The sequence below is a fragment of the uncultured Algoriphagus sp. genome (assembly GCF_963974835.1).
In the GTDB taxonomy this organism is placed as follows: Bacteria; Bacteroidota; Bacteroidia; order Cytophagales; family Cyclobacteriaceae; genus Algoriphagus.
The window spans coordinates 33,374-50,090 of the sequence record NZ_CAXBET010000004.1 but is presented as its reverse complement, the minus strand read 5'-3'; the positions used below and the strand labels follow the sequence as shown (position 1 = coordinate 50,090).

At 40.3% G+C, this 16,717-nt stretch carries 16 protein-coding genes; 13 read left to right on the top strand and 3 right to left on the bottom strand.

The window, feature by feature from the left end; translation table 11 throughout:
- The first annotated feature begins 142 nt into the window (after positions 1–142).
- From AACZ73_RS10215 to AACZ73_RS10190, 6 genes are read left to right on the top strand one after another with little or no spacing between them, the layout of a single operon-like run.
- Positions 143–760: a DUF4159 domain-containing protein gene (locus AACZ73_RS10215; RefSeq protein ID WP_339877551.1), complete on the top strand. Its 618-nt coding sequence runs from the start codon at positions 143–145 to the stop codon at positions 758–760.
- 2 nt (positions 761–762) lie between these two features.
- Complete coding sequence (locus tag AACZ73_RS10210) at positions 763–1,761, top strand: MoxR family ATPase (protein WP_339877550.1); 999 nt, start codon at positions 763–765, stop codon at positions 1,759–1,761.
- The gene (locus AACZ73_RS10205) at positions 1,748–2,617 is read left to right on the top strand and encodes a DUF58 domain-containing protein (RefSeq protein WP_339877548.1); all 870 of its coding nucleotides are present in this window, start codon (positions 1,748–1,750) and stop codon (positions 2,615–2,617) included. Before AACZ73_RS10210 ends, AACZ73_RS10205 begins: the two co-directional genes overlap by 14 nt.
- Entirely contained in the window at positions 2,617–3,789 is a 1,173-nt protein-coding gene (locus tag AACZ73_RS10200; protein ID WP_339877547.1) for a BatA domain-containing protein, read from the top strand. The genes AACZ73_RS10205 and AACZ73_RS10200 overlap by 1 nt, the downstream gene beginning before the upstream one ends.
- Positions 3,786–5,954, top strand: a complete 2,169-nt coding sequence (locus AACZ73_RS10195; RefSeq protein ID WP_339877546.1) for a hypothetical protein — start codon at positions 3,786–3,788, stop codon at positions 5,952–5,954. Before AACZ73_RS10200 ends, AACZ73_RS10195 begins: the two co-directional genes overlap by 4 nt.
- The gene (locus AACZ73_RS10190; RefSeq protein ID WP_339877544.1) at positions 5,951–7,582 is read left to right on the top strand and encodes a hypothetical protein; all 1,632 of its coding nucleotides are present in this window, start codon (positions 5,951–5,953) and stop codon (positions 7,580–7,582) included. The genes AACZ73_RS10195 and AACZ73_RS10190 overlap by 4 nt, the downstream gene beginning before the upstream one ends.
- Before the next feature lie 118 nt (positions 7,583–7,700).
- On the opposite strand, the gene AACZ73_RS10185 is transcribed toward AACZ73_RS10190, so the two are convergent.
- Both AACZ73_RS10185 and AACZ73_RS10180 read right to left on the bottom strand, forming a co-directional pair.
- Positions 7,701–9,971, bottom strand: coding sequence for a molybdopterin cofactor-binding domain-containing protein (locus AACZ73_RS10185; protein WP_339877542.1), 2,271 nt, complete (start codon positions 9,969–9,971; stop codon positions 7,701–7,703).
- Between the two features lie 11 nt (positions 9,972–9,982).
- Positions 9,983–10,441: a (2Fe-2S)-binding protein gene (locus tag AACZ73_RS10180; RefSeq protein ID WP_339877540.1), complete on the bottom strand. Its 459-nt coding sequence runs from the start codon at positions 10,439–10,441 to the stop codon at positions 9,983–9,985.
- Positions 10,442–10,583: 142 nt separating this feature from the next.
- Here AACZ73_RS10180 and AACZ73_RS10175 point away from each other — a divergent pair, with 142 nt between their 5' ends.
- The 5 genes from AACZ73_RS10175 (at position 10,584) to AACZ73_RS10155 (ending at position 13,896) form a co-directional block, all read left to right on the top strand.
- Positions 10,584–10,739: a LytTR family transcriptional regulator DNA-binding domain-containing protein gene (locus AACZ73_RS10175; protein ID WP_339877538.1), complete on the top strand. Its 156-nt coding sequence runs from the start codon at positions 10,584–10,586 to the stop codon at positions 10,737–10,739.
- A gap of 196 nt (positions 10,740–10,935) precedes the next feature.
- Positions 10,936–11,568, top strand: coding sequence for a hypothetical protein (locus AACZ73_RS10170; RefSeq protein WP_339877536.1), 633 nt, complete (start codon positions 10,936–10,938; stop codon positions 11,566–11,568).
- Positions 11,569–11,748: 180 nt separating this feature from the next.
- On the top strand, positions 11,749–12,507 hold the full coding sequence (gene modA / locus AACZ73_RS10165; protein ID WP_339877534.1) for a molybdate ABC transporter substrate-binding protein: 759 nt from the start codon (positions 11,749–11,751) through the stop codon (positions 12,505–12,507).
- 4 nt (positions 12,508–12,511) lie between these two features.
- Entirely contained in the window at positions 12,512–13,189 is a 678-nt protein-coding gene (modB, locus tag AACZ73_RS10160; RefSeq protein ID WP_339877532.1) for a molybdate ABC transporter permease subunit, read from the top strand.
- Positions 13,186–13,896, top strand: a complete 711-nt coding sequence (locus tag AACZ73_RS10155) for an ATP-binding cassette domain-containing protein (RefSeq protein WP_339877530.1) — start codon at positions 13,186–13,188, stop codon at positions 13,894–13,896. The genes modB and AACZ73_RS10155 overlap by 4 nt, the downstream gene beginning before the upstream one ends.
- 13 nt (positions 13,897–13,909) lie before the next feature.
- Here the strand turns inward: AACZ73_RS10155 and AACZ73_RS10150 are convergent, their stop codons facing one another.
- Positions 13,910–14,401 (bottom strand): GNAT family N-acetyltransferase, encoded by a 492-nt coding sequence (locus AACZ73_RS10150; RefSeq protein ID WP_339877528.1) that lies wholly within the window; start codon positions 14,399–14,401, stop codon positions 13,910–13,912.
- 169 nt (positions 14,402–14,570) lie between these two features.
- Between AACZ73_RS10150 and AACZ73_RS10145 the strand changes: the two genes are divergently transcribed.
- Both AACZ73_RS10145 and AACZ73_RS10140 read left to right on the top strand, forming a co-directional pair.
- Positions 14,571–15,263, top strand: coding sequence for a response regulator transcription factor (locus AACZ73_RS10145; RefSeq protein WP_339877526.1), 693 nt, complete (start codon positions 14,571–14,573; stop codon positions 15,261–15,263).
- Positions 15,263–16,639, top strand: a complete 1,377-nt coding sequence (locus tag AACZ73_RS10140) for a HAMP domain-containing sensor histidine kinase (RefSeq protein ID WP_339877524.1) — start codon at positions 15,263–15,265, stop codon at positions 16,637–16,639. The genes AACZ73_RS10145 and AACZ73_RS10140 overlap by 1 nt, the downstream gene beginning before the upstream one ends.
- Positions 16,640–16,717 lie beyond the last annotated feature (78 nt).

Here is a 16,717-nt window from a genome sequence, read left to right as displayed (position 1 = left end):
AGTCAACAGCAGGCTTCTATATTTCATAAGCTTTTGCAAAACACTAGGTCTGTGGACTTCTTCAGTTACTATTCCTTGAACTGCTGTGGACAGTGGACTGTTGTCTGTGAACACATAGGTTTTCTAGATTAAATTTCATTAGATGAATCCCTTTTTCTTCACCAGAATAAAATACAATTCCGGCAATTGGGATACAGATCAGCGTATGCCTATCAACTTGCTCAATTCATTGGTAGAATACACAACAATACCGGTTGATGAAAAGGAAAAAATAGTTGAGTTGAGCAGCAAGGAGATTTTTAAAAGTCCTTTTTGCTACCTAAGTGGACATAAGTTGGTGGAGTTTTCGTCAGAAGAGCGAAAGAACTTCAAAACTTATGTGGAAAACGGAGGTTTCGTCTTTGCCGATGATTGCAATCATGACATTGACGGGCTTTTCGCAAAATCATTTGAAGCCGAAATGGCTAAAACTTTTGGAGAAGATGCACTCCAAAAAATACCCAATAACCACCCAATTTATTCCTCCTTCTTTGAATTCGAGGACGGTCCTCCTGCGACTTCTTTTGAACTCAACGGTTGGGGAGACGATCTGATTCATGATTACTTGAAAGCGATAGTTGTAAATGGAAGAATAGGAGTTCTTTATAGCAACAAGGATTATGGCTGCGAGTGGGATTATGACTTCAGAAATAAGCGGTTTTTAAAAATCGATAATACCAAGTTTGGTGTCAACATAGTGGTTTATGCATTAACGCAATGATATTGGAAAAAACAGATTTAACAGCATATAAGGAGCTGGTGGGTAAAATCCCTTTGCTCAAAAAAGAAATTGCAAAAGTTATCGTTGGTCAGGAATCAGTGATTGAGGAGATCATAATTACTTTGCTGGCTGGAGGACATTGCCTACTTGAAGGTGTTCCGGGGCTTGCAAAGACGTTGATGGTTAATTCCCTTTCTCAGGGAATGGACATGAACTTCAAGAGAATTCAATTCACCCCTGATTTGATGCCTGGGGATATTCTAGGAACAGAGATCCTCGAGGAAGATCATGTCACGGGAAAGAAATTTTTTCAGTTCAACCGTGGGCCTATTTTCGCAAATATGGTCTTGGCAGATGAGATCAATAGAACACCCTCGAAAACGCAGGCAGCGTTGCTAGAAGCAATGCAGGAAAAGGTAGTAACCTATGGTGGGCAACATCATCCGCTACCGGATCCTTTTTTAATCATAGCTACGCAAAATCCAATAGAGCAGTCAGGTACTTATCCTCTTCCTGAAGCACAGTTGGATCGTTTCCTTTTGTACATCAAACTTGGCTATCCTTCGGAGCAGGAGGAGTTGGATGTTTTGGAAAAAACAACAGGGACCTACAAGGGAAAACCCGATGTAGTCTTTTCCGGATCTGATGTGAAAGTGCTTCAAAAACTTACCAGAGAAGTCCATATTGATTCAAACTTGCTGGTTTACATCAATAAGTTAATTAGAGCAACTCGACCTGATAATTCAGAAATTCAATCGGTTATAGATTATGTGGAGTGGGGAGCGGGTACTAGAGCTGGACAGGCTTTGATACTTTGTTCCAAAGCTAGAGCTCTCGTAAAAGGTCGCTTTGCGGTAACACCGGATGATATCAAAACGCTGGCTTTCCCGGTATTGAGGCATCGGCTTTCATTACATTTCCGTGCAGAAGCAGAAGGCATACAAGCTGATGCAGTGATCACAAAAATACTGGAAGCATTACCAATACATGCAAGCAAGTAACCTGGAAATCATCAAACTTAATAATCTGAAGTTGGCTGCCAAGATCATCAGTGAGCAACTTAAGAACGGCGTGCACCTAGGCAAGCGTGTAGGAGTGGGATCAGAGTTTGAGCAGTACAGGTATTATGAGCCGGGAGATGATCCCAAGCGCATCGATTGGAAATATTTTTCAAGGTCCGGCAAATACATGATCAAGGAATCACAGACAGAAAGCCATTTACACGTCCGTATGATGCTCGATCTGTCAGGATCGATGAACTATGAGGAAAATGGAATTAAACGCTTGGACTACGCTAAAAACCTTATTGCTTCGCTTTCCTACCTAGCAAATCAGCAAGGGGATTCTTTGAGTTACTTCACTTGCCAGGATGGAAGGGTGGAGCAGAAAGTCGCCGCCTCGCCAAAAGCATTTCAGCGTATGTTATATTTTCTGGAAGAGGAAAGTGCTGCAGGTACCTGGCCTGTGGAAAAGAAGGATTTTCCAGCCTTGAAAGGCAAGCAAAAAGAAATGATTATTCTCGTATCTGATTTTTTGCAAAAGGATAATGAATGGCTTGATATAGTGGAGCAGATGCGTCATCCCAAAAAGGAGATCGTACTCTTTCAAATTCTTGGAAAACAGGAAGAGAAATTTGAACTGAAAGGCAATTTTAACTTCCACGATTTGGAGTCTGACCGTTCGATTATTTTGGATGGAGCGTCGATAGAAAAAAACTATAACGATTCTATAAAAGTCTATTTATCAGAATTTAAAGAATCATTACTTCTACCACAAGTTCATTTGTTTAGAGTCTCTTTATCCGACTCTATGGCGGGTGTGATCAGTAAGTTTTTGTCCGAAAGATCTTTATCCTGATGCAGTTTTTACAGCCCATAATGCTTTGGGGTTTGCTGGGAATTAGCATACCGATCTTGATTCACCTATGGCGTGGCAAAAAGGGACAGGTAATTTCATGGGCTGCTATGGAATGGCTTTCAACAAAGGAAAGTTCAGTGGCAAAGGGATTTAGGTTTGAGAATATTCTGGTTCTTTTACTAAGGATTTTACTGATAGTCTTATTGGTTCTTTTACTCAGTCAGGTTTTTATCTCTAGCCTAAGCAAGGCTTCCGAAGAGTGGGTGGTGCACTTGGTAGAACCTAGCCAGCAACTTGTGGAGGAGTATAGATTTGAAATTCAGCAGGCTTTGGAAAATGGAGAAGAGGTCTATTGGGCAACTGGAGAATTAGAAGAAATTCATGATTTAAATAATTTGAAATCAACTAATAAAGAATTTTCGCTTCAAGTTTCACTTGACCATACTCCAGATGATATTTCTAAGCTTAATCTTTACCTTAACAACTCCCAAAATACCTTGGGCTCTGGCAATTACTTAAGCAAAATCAAACCAAATGTATTTCTCAGCAAGACAGATTTTATAAAGTCTTCTTCTCAATCTATAGCCGTATCGGGAGCTAAAACATATAAAGTTGGTGATTCTGGTTTATTGGACTCTATATCAGATAGTGAGGAGGTACAGATTTCAAGGAATCTGGAAAGGGACGATTTCGCTTATTTCTTTGGGGAAATAGCGCCTTCTGAGAAGAAATTCATTCAGGCTTCTCTCAATGCAATATTCGATGTTTACGGATTTGATTTTCACGAGACCGAGGAAATTGAAGAAGCCAAACTGGTATTTGATACAAAAATTCCTTCTGAGAAATCGTCCGAAAAACTTTATTTCATCTCAAATAATTTCAACTTTTCGGAGCAATCCAATTTAGTTTCCTTTTCTGATTCCCTGGATTTTGAACATTCAGAATTGGTCCAACTAGGAAGGTTACCGGAGGTGATCCTGGAAAGATTTCTTGAATTTTCAGGAGTGGAAAAGCAAAATGTAAAGCTGAGTCAAGCTCAAGTTGAAAACAGATTTGTGATTGATTCCCACAAAAGCCAGGATAAGAAAGCCAATCTCACTACACTTATCCTATGCCTTATCTTGATTTGTTTTGGTCTGGAGAGATACTTCGCTAATCAGCAAGAAATATGAGCAAAATCGAACACTATATCGCCAAAATTGAGCGCGAGCTTTATGTGCAGGCAGCACTAAAATCCCTCCTGGTAGGTATATCCGTAGGTGTGTTTTCCCTGATTTTCTTTTCATCTCCCTTCATATCCATTGCCAAAGCGATTCTAGGTTTTTTTGTTTCGGGGTACTTCATCGGTTTGTTTGAAGAGAAAAGGACACGAGCCATACAGCTTCTTCATGAGAGATTTTCAGATCTCGAATTTAGCCTTCAGCTTCTAGGTAAACCCTCCAAAAACATAGCCGAACAACTCCAATGGGAGCGTGTCAATGCAAAGTTTCAAGGAGGTGATATTCAACTTTGGTATAAAAAAATATGGCCTTTTTTTATCGGCGTACTTCTTTCAGGAGGTGTATATGGGCTGACGGTTTTCACTGTTACAGATGATAATCGAACAGAGGCTATCACTCAAAAAGATGGTAAAACTTTTGAGATTGAAAAGGCTGAATTACCTGTAAGGATGAACGATACTAAGGTGATTATTACTCCTCCAGCTTATACGGGTATTCCACAAACTTCTCAATCTGAACTAGATGTAAAAGCAATCATTGGCTCTGAAATAGAGTGGGTTATTTCTTTTGAGAATGATCAAGATATTAGAGTAGAACTAATTAACACCAATGGTGATGGTTTGGAACTAACCAAGGAAAACGATGAATTTATTCTTCGGGATCGAGTTAAGAGTTCTGGAATTTATGCTTTTCGTGCAAGTAAAGATGGGGAGACAGTTTATGAGTCCGATTTCTATCCTTTGGAGGGAATTGAAGATTTATCACCTGTGATTCTTCCCAACAGTAAAGAACTCTACACCTATCACTTTTCCAAAGATGCTAAAATCATGAATGTGGGAGCTCAGATCTCTGATGATTTCAAGGTGGCAGAAGCATACTTGGTGGCCACTTTGGCTAGGGGATCGGGGGAAAATGTCAAGTTCCGAGAGAACAGAATTCCACTAGGTAAATCTAATTTCAAATCTGAAAAGTTATTTGCCAAGCTTGATTTGGAGGCGCTGGATTTCAAGCCTGGTGACGAGCTTTACTACTATTGGGCAGCAATGGACAACAGAACACCAACTCCTAATTTTAGCAGGTCCGATACCTACTTTATCAACTACGTAGATTCAACTGGTGTGGAAGAGCAGGATATAATCGGCATGGCAATTCATGTAATGCCGGAGTATTTTCGTAGTCAACGTCAAATTATTATTGATACCGAAAACCTTATTGCCAGTAAAAAAAGTAAATCAGAGAAGGAGTTTAACTCGGCTTCGAATGTGATAGGAAGCGATCAAAAATTGCTGAGAATGAGATATGGTCAGTACTTGGGTGAGGAAAATTCCGAACCTCAGGATGGGTCCGAACCTGTGGATTTTCTAGCAGGGCACGACCATGATCATGACCATGGAGCTGAAATGATGGGCGGAATTGAAAAACCAAAAAAGAAAAAAGTAGAAAATCATGTGGCTGATAGCTTAAAAAATACCGGAGAGGATGGGTTAGGAGGCTTAATGAATGCTTTCCTAAATAATACCCAGCAAACTGTACAAGCTGAATCAGATGAGATCTCCTCAATGCATTTGCTCAAGCTTTCTTTGGATCAAATGTGGGAATCTGAATTGCATCTTCGCCTTTTTGAGCCGGAGAAGGCACTGCCATTCCAATACAAGGCACTCGAATATCTTAAATCGGTACAGCAAAAGTCCCGCGCCTATGTGAAGCGTTCGGGTTTTGACCCACCGCCGATCAAACAGGAGGAAAAGCGTTTAGCAGGAGATCTAGAAGATCTAAAGAAGCAAATTGAAATCGAGCAAATTGCTCTAACAAACACCATATCCCCACTTGCCGCTCAAGTACTAGGTTTACTAAGGAAAAATCAGTTATCCGCTGTAGATAAAGCCGCTGTACAGAAATTAGGTGAGCTTTGGACTTCGAGGATGAATTATACAGGAATGCAGGACTGGTCGGTGCTATTGCTGCTTCAGGAGCTGAATTCCGGGAAAATTGAAGAGAAAGGTAAAAGGGAATTGTTTGAAAAACTTTATCCCTTGACGGCCAAAACTGAAGGTGTCAATACAGCTTGGCTCAAACAAAAAGAATTAGAAAAAGCCTATTGGCAGAAGTTACAATGATCCAATTCGAACCTTTGATGTCCTTGACTTGGGCTTGGCTATTTGCTTTGGCAGTTTGTATCATACTTGCTATCCAAATCTATTGGATATTGACCCATGAGCTTAAAAGCTCTAACAAAGCGATTAGAATAAGCCTAAACACTCTATTTGGAATAATACTGATAGGCTATATATTTCAGCCAGTTTGGAGCACAGATAGTTCTAAAGAAGCTGTTTTGGTTTATTCTAAGTCAGTTTCCAGAGATAAAATACGCTTTTGGAAAGACAGCCTGGATATCAGAAAATCTCTGGAAATCCGAAATTACAAAAGAGAAGGCAATCCTGTTTATCTGCTGGGATCTGAGTTTTCGGAAGCAGAGCTTTTGAAAATGAATGGTAAGGATATCCACTGGATTTCAGATGCTGAAGCTGGTTCTATTTCTTATCTCGAATGGAAAGGACTACTGAGATCAGGCGAAATGCAGGAGGTAAAGGGCAAAATAATAACGAAAGATACGGTTCGTATTTCCATAGTTCAGGAAGGGGAAATCTTGGCTGAAACAAACGCAAATCCAAATTTGGGTACCTTCAAACTGGAATTTCCAGTTAGTGTTTTGGGGAGAAATCACCTTGAACTCTTGGCTAATGATTCATTGCTCGGCTATGTAAATTTCTTTACCCAAGCAGCTAAACCTATACAATACAGCCTAAAATTCTCTTTCCCGGATGCTGAAATCAGGATGTTGAGTCAATATTTAATTAATGCTGGGGAGCAGGTAAATGAAGAGATTGACGTGTCAAGAAATTCTACGATCCAATCCGGTAATTCAGATGCGGATTCACTACAGTTTTTGATCATCGATCCCGAGCAACTTGGAAAGAAATCAACCCAAGATGCAATAGCTAAGGGAGCATCGATACTCTTAATCAATATTAGTGATGTGAACAGCGACATTCAGTCAATTAACAAAACCTTGGAAACAAGTTTTTCCACTAAGAGATCGACAAGCAATGAACAAAGGGTAATAAACGATGATTTGGATGCTCAGCCTTTTGAATTCGAAGAAGCCACAGCGCAAAAACTTCTTTTTGAAAATGCATTTGCCGTTCAGCAAGTTGGGAATGCCAAAGTAGGAGTAAGTCTGCTCGGGAAAACTTATCCTATCAAACTGGCAGGGGATAGTATACGATATAATGCTATTTGGGAGCAACTACTAGGAGCAATGATACCTCAGGAATCCGGCTCACTGAATATTTCCCAACCGACTTTTAAGGGAATGAAGACTGAGATTCAGGCTAATCAGGCCACATTTGATCAGGAGTTCATTAAAATTGACTCTGATTCAGTATTCTTGCAACAGTCTCTCGTAAATCCATTTACTAAAACTGCGAGCTTTACTAATCTTGACTCCGGTTGGGTGACCATCAGTGATAGTTTGGAGTTTTATAGTTACCAAAAGGATGAGTGGAAAAGTATTCAGTCCGCTAAGTTGAGGGCAGACTTTCTGGCTGCACATGATAAAATTGATAAAATTTCAATAGGTTCCCCTCCAAAAACAAAGATTTCAGATTGGGTATGGTACGGGATGTTTTTAGCCATTTTAACTCTTATTTGGTTGGAACCCAAAGTCTCTAATCGATTTCAATAGGGAAAAGAAAGTAATAGAAAGTAGGTTTGACCAAAATTCAAAAAAGGCTAAGAAAATTAATTCTTAGCCTTTTTGCTTTCAAAGTATTGAGCCTTATAATGGATTTATAAATTCACTATTACATTCTTAGATTTTCCATCTGCATGATCTGAGGCTGGAATGGCTGGTCATATAGCCGCTTGCCAGTTGCTTTATAAAGTGAATTGCCCAATGCGGCAAACACAGGGGGGAAGAGTGGCTCGCCCAATCCGGTAGGATCTTCATTATTCTCTACGAAATGAACCTCTATATTCTTCGGTGCCTCACTGTGTCGAATCATGCGGTATTTATCGAAATTAGTCTTTGTTGGAACTCCCTCTTTTAAGGCCATTTCTCCATAGAAAGCATTTCCGATTCCATCTACAATCGCTCCTTCACCCATATTTGCCGCTGCATCAGGATTGACTACAATGCCACAGTCTACTGCTGCAAATACATTTTCCACTACTGGCTGATTGTCTTTGATGCTCACATCTATGACTTCAGCTACATAGGAATTATGGCAGAAGTAGGCAGAAACACCTCTTGAAATGCCATTTGGAACCGTTGACCAATTGGACTTTTCTCTTACTAATTCCAACACTCCCGCATATCTCTTAGGATCGTAGTCATTATCTTTTCCTACAGGATTTGTCTCAGCTCTTTTCAGCAATTCGAGACGGAATTCAATGGGATCTTTTCCCATTTCCTCTGCTAATTCATCCAAGAAGCTTTGTTCTGCACCGGCAATAAAGTTGGATCCTGGGGCCCGGAATGCCCCGATAGTAATATTGGATTCGATCTGCCATCCTTCGGCCAGGTAATTGTCAATCGCTCCAGCAGGGAATCTATTCGCGTGAATAGGGGATTCAGGAATTCCACCTGCTTTTACATGAAGCGCAAGTAAGTTGTTATTTTCGTCCAAAGCAGCTCTGTAAGTAGCCGAATAGGTAGGTCTATAAACACCTGCACTCATATCATCTTCTCGGGTATACACCATTTTCACCGGAGTCTGGATCTTCTGGGAAATCAAAGCAGCTTCTACAAAATGGTGACTATAGGCTCTTCTGCCAAATCCACCACCCATTCTAGCGAGGTTAATCTGGATATTTTCAGGAGCTATCCCAAGACTGCTAGAAAGCGTTCCCATAATTAATTCCGGCGCTTGTGTTGGCCCAAAGATGGTTGCCTTGTCACCTTTTACATCAGCAAAGCAATTCATCGGCTCCATGGTATTATGGGCCAAAAACGGCGCAGAGTAGGTTCGTTCAAGGACACGGGCAGCGGATTTGAAAGCACCTTCCGGATCTCCGTCTTTTCGAAGTACATTTCCAGGTTTGGTGATGTACTCAGCCATCTTCTCCTTGTGCGTAGTGGAGCTTTCTAATCCAGATGGAACAGTCACATCTGATACATCCCCACCCCATCCGGACATTTTAAAATTACTCACGGGAGCTTTTTCCCATTCAGCTTTTAACGCTTTTTTGGCCTGCATCACTTCCCATGTGCTATTGCCTACAATGGCGATGATCTCTGGAAAGGTGGTAGTATCAAAGAAGTTTCTATTATAGTCCTCTTTAAAAATATTGATTTCAAAGGCATCCTGAATTCCAGGTAAGGAAGTCACAGAGCTCTTGTCAAATGATTTTAACTTCATTCCAAAAGCTGGTGGATGAACTATAGCGGCATATTTCATGCCCTCTACTTTATGGTCCAAAGCGTACATCGGTTTTCCGGTGACGATTTTGGCACCGTCCACATTCTTTTTAGAGTTGCCTATTATCTTGAACTCATTAATGTCCTTGAGTTGAACTGTTTCTGGATCAGGAGCTTCCATTGTTCCTGCCAAGGAAGCCATTTCTCCATAGCCAGCCTTTTTACCCGAACCTTTATGTTCAACTATTCCGGCACTGGTGGTGATCTCTCCCGCAGGTACATTCCAGGTCTTGGCAGCAGCATTGACGATCATATGTCTTGCAGTGGCGCCAGCAGTTCTTAATGGTTTCCAACCTGAGCGGATTCCCTGGCTTCCTCCGGTGAATTGACGGTCAAAACGCTCAGGATAAAAATCGGCTTGCTCTATCAATACATTTTTCCAGTCTACATCCAACTCTTCAGCCAGAAGCATAGGAAGAGAGGTTTTTACGTTTGAACCAAATTCAGGATTAGGGTTGAATAAAGTAACCACTCCATTTTCACCAATTTTAATGTAGCTATTGATTTTAAACCACTCTTCCGGCATAGTCAACACCTCTTCAGGGGTTGGTTTACAACCTGCCAGCCAACTGAAGCTCAGCATCATTCCTCCTCCAGCCAATGTGGAGACTTTCAGGAATGATCTTCTGTTTAATTTTTTATCAATTAATGTCATATTTCAGAGGATTAAAGTGATTTTGAGGCAGTTTTCACGGCTGCCTTGATTCTGGTGTAGGTGCCACAGCGGCAAATGTTTCCGTTCATCGCGTAAGAGATTTCCTCATCAGTGGGATTGGGATTTTGAGCCAATAAGGATGCTGCGGTCATTATTTGTCCTGACTGACAATAGCCACACTGAGGGACATCATGCTCAAGCCAGGCTTTTTGCACCGGATGATCGCCCTTTTCGGACAATCCTTCTATCGTGACTACCTTTTTATCTTCAATTACGCTTACAGGATAAGAACATGAGCGTACTGCATCTCCATCTATGTGTACCGTGCAAGCGCCACATTGCGCGATTCCGCAGCCGAATTTGGTGCCCACCAAGTCTAGATGATCTCTTAAAACCCATAATAGAGGGGTATTTGGATCTACATCAACCTGAAGGGATTTGCCATTGATATTTAAGGTGTACTGTGCCATAAGTATTGTATTTGTCTCTAAATTAATTATTTACAAGGAATCTTGCTTACGAAATTCAAATGAAAGGCATTTTCTGCCACCGAATTGAGTTATTTAAAAGGCTTCTAAATTCACTTATCCTTTCAACTGAACCAGAAAGGCAATGTCACAGGTTTCCCTAACCAGCATAGCCAATGCGTTGCCGAGAAAATTTGTAAGGATTCACCAAACGTTTATTATCATTTTGAAGCATATCGATGAAGTACAGTCCAATAAGGTTTTGATAGGAAATAAGCTCTATCCAGTTAAGTTGCTGTAAGCTACCCGATTGCTTTGGCAACTTTATCGGTTCGTTTGATTTAAAGTGAAGTGGGGAAATATATTCGTTCTTAGCGGTTGTTTATTCTTGATAATACCATTCACTCTTGAGTTTTTATGACGTAAAGACCTGAATGACTGAATATTCTAATGGAATGACTATTGTTAATAATTCCTGAATTCAACCACTAATTTTTATGAAACCTTCCAAAAAAATTCCGCCAACACTAGTCAGAAACAGACTACTCTTACTTACAAATTTGGTCCTCGTCGGATTGTTGATTTTCTCTGGATATTCTTTTAAAAATAGACAAGGAAACTCAGCAACCGAGTTGAAAGCCGAGGAAGTTAAGTCTCTTGAGGCTTTTGAAAATGTCTATAAAGTGCTGATGAGTCCCCGCTGTATGAATTGCCATCCTGCAGGTGATATTCCGTTACAGGGTGACGAACAAAAACTGCATACTATGTCACCAATGAGAGGTGTTGATGGCAAAGGGATTTTGACACTCAAATGTTCCAATTGCCATGCACCGGAAGGAGTGTCAGGTGATCACACGCCTCCTGGAAACCCCGATTGGCATCTACCTCCTGCAGATATGAAAATGGTCTTTGAAGGAAAATCCCCCAGAGAACTCGCACTTCAGTTAGTTGATCCGGAGACAAATGGACATAAGGATATGGAAGAACTCAAAGAGCACGTCAATGACGGGTTGGTCAAAGAAGGCTGGACAATGGGCGGAGACAGAGAATTACCTCCCCTTAGTTATAAGGAATTCAAAGAAGCATGGTTGACCTGGATTGATAATGGTGCGGTAGCACCGGCTCAGTAAGAATTCATGGTAACTAATATTAATTATTTAATTCAGGTTAGTGATCCTACGGAGCATTTGGAACATTATTACTATATATGAAACCAGCATAGTAGCATCAAAAGTTAAAAACTCAACCCTTTGAATTAGAGAATTGACTACAATCTGGGTACTTTTCCCGTGAGATTTATAGTTTAACTTATGATTAAGAAAATCGCTGTAATCGTACTGCTTACATTTTTTGCCAGTCATTCATTTGCCCAAAATTCCAATAGAATTCTGATTGGAGCTGCTTCCTACTTAAAATTTGCCTTGGATTCCATTATCCAGGTTTTCAATAAGGAAGACAGCAGAGCGGTCAATGTTACCTATGGTTCTTCAGGAAAGCTATATGAGCAGATTTCAAATGGCGCTCCGTTCGATCTATATTTTTCGGCGGATATCAGTTATGCGGACTTATTAAAAGAGAAAGGATTTGCAGCCTCTGAAGTATATCCTTATGGAATTGGAAGAATTGTGATTTGGAGTAAAAGATTGGACCCAACCAAGGATGGGATGAATGCTCTCCTTGCTTCATCAATTCGAAAAGTCGCAATTGCAAATCCCGAGCATGCCCCGTATGGTAAGCGGGCGATGGAATCCATGACATTTTACAAGCTGCATGACCAGATCAAAGACAAATTGGTACTTGGTGAAAATATCTCTCAGACGGCCCAGTTTGTGACCACCGGAGCAGCAGACATTGGGATCATAGCCTTATCATTGGCACTTTCACCTACTATGAAGCAATTGGGAGGAAAGTACTATTTAATTCCTGAGTCCAGCCATGACCCGTTGCTTCAGGGAGCAATCATTACGCTAAGAGCTAAAGGAAATGAGCTGGCTGAATCTTTTTTCAATTTTATGAAGGGGAAAAAGGCTGTCGATATTTTGTCTTATTTTGGGTTTACCAAACCCTGAATTGATGTTGGATTTCGAACCGTTCTATCTCAGCCTAAAGCTCGCAATCACCACAACAGCTTTGTTATTTTTGATTGGAGGGCCACTTGCTTATTGGCTTGCCTATCATCCTGGGCGGGGAAAAGTTTTCGTCGAAGCATTGGTAGGGCTACCTTTAGTATTACCACCCACGGTATTAGGCTTTTATCTGCTGATTTTCTTCAGCCCTGAAAATTGGTTAGGTAGATTTTTCGAAGAGTACTTTGATATCCGACTGGTATTTTCATTTCCCGGATTGGTCATCGCCTCTATGATCTATAGTTTGCCTTTCATGGTTCAGCCTCTTCAGAGTGGGTTTCGCTCGGTGCCTAAAAATCTGTCAGAGGCAGCTTATCTTCTGGGAAAAAGTAAATTTATTACGCTTCGAAAAGTTATTCTTCCCAATATGAAAAATTCCATTTTGACAGGTTGCATTCTGACATTTGCACATACCATCGGGGAATTTGGAGTTGTTTTGATGATTGGTGGAAATATTCCGCAGGAGACTCGGGTGATATCTATCGCTATTTATGATCAGGTAGAAGCTATGAATTATTCCGGAGCTAATATGTATTCAGCAATCTTGCTGATCTTCTCATTTTTGGTGCTTTTGGGTGTTTATCTATTGAACAACCGCAGTTTTCAAACTTCCTATCCGATATGATTGAATTCAGGATTGAAAAAAAACTTTTGGGGCCGGAAGGAAAAATGGGTTTGGACGTAAATACGATGATCCAGGAAGGTGAATTTGTGACGCTTTATGGACCTTCCGGAGCTGGGAAAACCAGCTTATTCAGGATTCTAGCAGGCTTACTTCTCCCAGAATCAGGCTGTATTAGAGTTGGCGATAAGGTATGGTTTGATTCTGAGCTAAAGATTAATTTGAAACCTCAGGAGAGAAATATTGGAATGGTCTTTCAGGACTATTCGCTTTTTCCCAACATGTCAGTTAGGCAAAATTTAGAATTTGCATTGGAAAAGGGCCAATCCCGAACAATAATAGAAGAGCTTCTGGAATTAATAGAGCTAAATAATTTGACTACTCAGCGACCTGCGCAACTTTCAGGAGGACAAAAGCAGCGAGTTGCATTGGCGCGTGCGCTCGTCAGAAGGCCAAAAATACTTTTGCTGGATGAGCCACTTTCAGCCTTGGATCCGGAAATGCAATCCAAATTACAGGATTACATATTAAAAGTTCACCAAGAGTATGGACTGACTACTCTAATGATCAGCCATGACCTGATCGAGGTAATCAAAATGTCAGAAAGAGTGCTTCTTTTGAAGCAAGGGAAAGTCGTCAATGATGGTAAACCTTCCGAAGTTTTGCCGCTTGAGGGATTGAGAAATTTTTTGGAGGGAAAATTAAGTTGAGGACTTTCTATGTCTACAGCAGATTCTTATACATAATATAAGTGTCCACCAGTCCAAGAGTCTGATGTCTAAAACCTTTGGGTGTGGTACCGATAATCTCAAATCCATATTTCTTCCAAAGTGAAACCGCCCGGGTATTGGTGCTCACGACAATATTAAACTGGATTCCCAGAAATCCTTTGTCCCTGGCAAACTGTATGGAATGTTCACATAGCATTCTGCCTATTCCTTTTCCTTGATGGTGTGGATTTACCATGTAGCTGCAGTTGGCTATGTGGTTACCTAAGTCAATCTGGTTAGGTTTTATAATGTAAGTTCCCAGTAATTCACCCTGTTCGTTCACTGCCACAAATGTTTCCATATAGTCTGCAAACCAATTCATTTGCAAGGAATCTTTGGGAGTTTTTGGATCAAAAACGTACGTGTCACCGGTTGAAATAACTTGGCGGAATATCTCCCAAACCCGTTCGTAGTCCTTTTCCAGATCTGCTTTTCTGATATACATTAAATAAGAGGTTTAATTCTTTAGATGTTCATTGTTCTGGTAGAAAAACGAATACACATATTTAATAATATTCCGAATTGTAAGTATTTTATTTTAAGGCAATTAGCTCTTAAAGTTGAATCATAAGGATTTTTACTGCATTTTCAATTTAATTTAACTTAATCAAATATTGAAAAGGATTCTATTAGTTGAAGATGATGCCCGTGTCTGTAGCTTTATTTCCAAGGGGCTCAATGAAAATGGGTTTGAGGTGGAATTGGCAACTGATGGGAATCTTGGGCTTGAATTTGCCTTACATCATACAATCGACTTAATAATATTGGATATCATGCTTCCTGGCATGAATGGTTTGGAGGTCTGCCGACAGATCCGTTCAGCCAATAAAAATATTCCGATACTTTTTCTTACCGCCATGGGAAGTACTGAAAATGTCGTTTTGGGACTTGACTCTGGAGGGGATGATTATTTAGTCAAGCCGTTCAAGTTCATAGAACTCTTAGCCCGGATCAAGACACTAATGAGACGAACCGGCCAAGATGGCGTGAGATCCAAAGTGGAAAACGAAGTCTACACTTTTGCTGATCTAGTAATAGACGATACGGAAAAAACAGTTTTTCGGAATAGCCATGAATTATCCTTAACATCCACTGAGTTTCGTTTGCTACTGATGTTTATTAAGTCTCCTCGAAAAGTTCTTTCCCGAATAGAAATTCTTGACCAAGTATGGGGAGTGAACTTTGATATGGGTACAAATGTCGTCGATGTTTATGTGAATTACCTTCGGAAGAAATTGGATAAATACGGGGAGCAAAAATTGATTCATACAGTAATCGGAATGGGCTATGTACTAAAAGAAGAATAATGAAGCTTCAAAATAAAATTGTCTATATTTTACTTACAGCTTTTCTAGGTTATACACTTCTTTTTAGTGGCTTTATCTATTATTCGATCTCTCGATTTTCTTTTACTGATTTTTACAAGAGACTTGAAATCAGGGCAATTGCCACGGCAAAAATTGAACTTGAATCCCAAAGTGATAATACCGAAGTTCAGCAACTCCGCCAGGATTATCTGGAAACTCTTCCAAATGAAAAGCATGTCATTTTAGAGGATATATCCCGAAAGGATGTATTGGATGATCTTCGGATAAATGAGTATTCTAAAAACTTCCTCACTCAAATTCTCGACAAAGGTATTTCTACTTATAACTCCCAAAATACTTTTTACTATGGGACGATTTACAAAACGGCTGACGGGCGGGAGCACTTGATAATCTTCTCGGCAGAAAACTACTTTTCTACGCACCATTTATCTTATCTAAGGAATCTAATCCTTACCTCTTTGGCGATAGCTTTTTTACTGATCGTAGTCTTCTCGATCATGTTTTCCAGAAAGATTATTGAGCCGATTCAAAACATAATTAAAAAGACGAAAAAAATCGGTCTGGAAAACCTGCACATGAGATTGGAGGTGCCAGATAGCAATGATTCCATCCGGGAACTTACCCAGACCTTCAATGATATGCTTAATCGATTGGAGACATCTTTTGAAACACAGAAAAATTTCATCAGTAATGCATCACACGAACTGAATACTCCTCTTACTTCCATTATAGGAGAGGCCGACGTGACTCTTTCCCGGATCAGAGAGCCCTTAGAATACATAGAGTCCATGAAGGCAATCCTGGAGGAGGCAGAGAAACTTCACAAGAAAACCCAGGCATTACTTCTACTGGCTCAGACGGGTTTCGACGGTAAGCGGCAAAAATTTGGTAAGGTTAGAATTGATCAGCTGGTGTTGGATGTAAAAGAAACGGTAGGGGGTATTCAAACCAATTCGAAAATTCAACTTGATTTTAGTTTGTTACCTGAAAATCCACTGCTTTTGAAAGTTTTAGGTAATGAGCAATTATTGCATTTGGCAGTTTCTAACATACTTTTAAATGCGTGTAAGTATTCCAATGGTACTCCTGTAAATATTGGGTTGGGAGTGGTAGAACGAGACATTATCATCATAGTCAAGGATAATGGAATAGGTATACCACCTGATGAGATGGAATACATTTTTGATCCATATTTCCGAGCATCAAATACGGGCAACCATGAAGGCTATGGCATTGGTCTTCCTCTCGCAAGAAACATTGTCAGACTTCACGGGGGGAAACTGATAATTACATCGCAATTGGGCAAAGGAACATCTGTGGAGATTCATTTGCCCTTAGGCAACTTTGAACTTTAATCTTATTTTAATCTGAGGAGTGATTATCTAATGTGATCTTAATCTCATCCTTAAATCATTCTAATACCTAGCCCATAC

Bases quoted from the DNA above. Each gene is read 5' to 3' on its own strand.
- AACZ73_RS10215 (WP_339877551.1), top strand. From the start codon at position 143: ATGAATCCCTTTTTCTTCACCAGAATAAAATACAATTCCGGCAATTGG.
- AACZ73_RS10205 (WP_339877548.1), top strand. From the start codon at position 1,748: ATGCAAGCAAGTAACCTGGAAATCATCAAACTTAATAATCTGAAGTTG.
- AACZ73_RS10200 (WP_339877547.1), top strand. From the start codon at position 2,617: ATGCAGTTTTTACAGCCCATAATGCTTTGGGGTTTGCTGGGAATTAGC.
- AACZ73_RS10195 (WP_339877546.1), top strand. From the start codon at position 3,786: ATGAGCAAAATCGAACACTATATCGCCAAAATTGAGCGCGAGCTTTAT.
- AACZ73_RS10190 (WP_339877544.1), top strand. From the start codon at position 5,951: ATGATCCAATTCGAACCTTTGATGTCCTTGACTTGGGCTTGGCTATTT.
- AACZ73_RS10185 (WP_339877542.1), bottom strand. From the start codon at position 9,971: ATGACATTAATTGATAAAAAATTAAACAGAAGATCATTCCTGAAAGTC.
- AACZ73_RS10180 (WP_339877540.1), bottom strand. From the start codon at position 10,441: ATGGCACAGTACACCTTAAATATCAATGGCAAATCCCTTCAGGTTGAT.
- AACZ73_RS10175 (WP_339877538.1), top strand. From the start codon at position 10,584: ATGTCACAGGTTTCCCTAACCAGCATAGCCAATGCGTTGCCGAGAAAA.
- AACZ73_RS10170 (WP_339877536.1), top strand. From the start codon at position 10,936: ATGAAACCTTCCAAAAAAATTCCGCCAACACTAGTCAGAAACAGACTA.
- modA (WP_339877534.1), top strand. From the start codon at position 11,749: ATGATTAAGAAAATCGCTGTAATCGTACTGCTTACATTTTTTGCCAGT.
- modB (WP_339877532.1), top strand. From the start codon at position 12,512: ATGTTGGATTTCGAACCGTTCTATCTCAGCCTAAAGCTCGCAATCACC.
- AACZ73_RS10155 (WP_339877530.1), top strand. From the start codon at position 13,186: ATGATTGAATTCAGGATTGAAAAAAAACTTTTGGGGCCGGAAGGAAAA.
- AACZ73_RS10150 (WP_339877528.1), bottom strand. From the start codon at position 14,401: ATGTATATCAGAAAAGCAGATCTGGAAAAGGACTACGAACGGGTTTGG.
- AACZ73_RS10140 (WP_339877524.1), top strand. From the start codon at position 15,263: ATGAAGCTTCAAAATAAAATTGTCTATATTTTACTTACAGCTTTTCTA.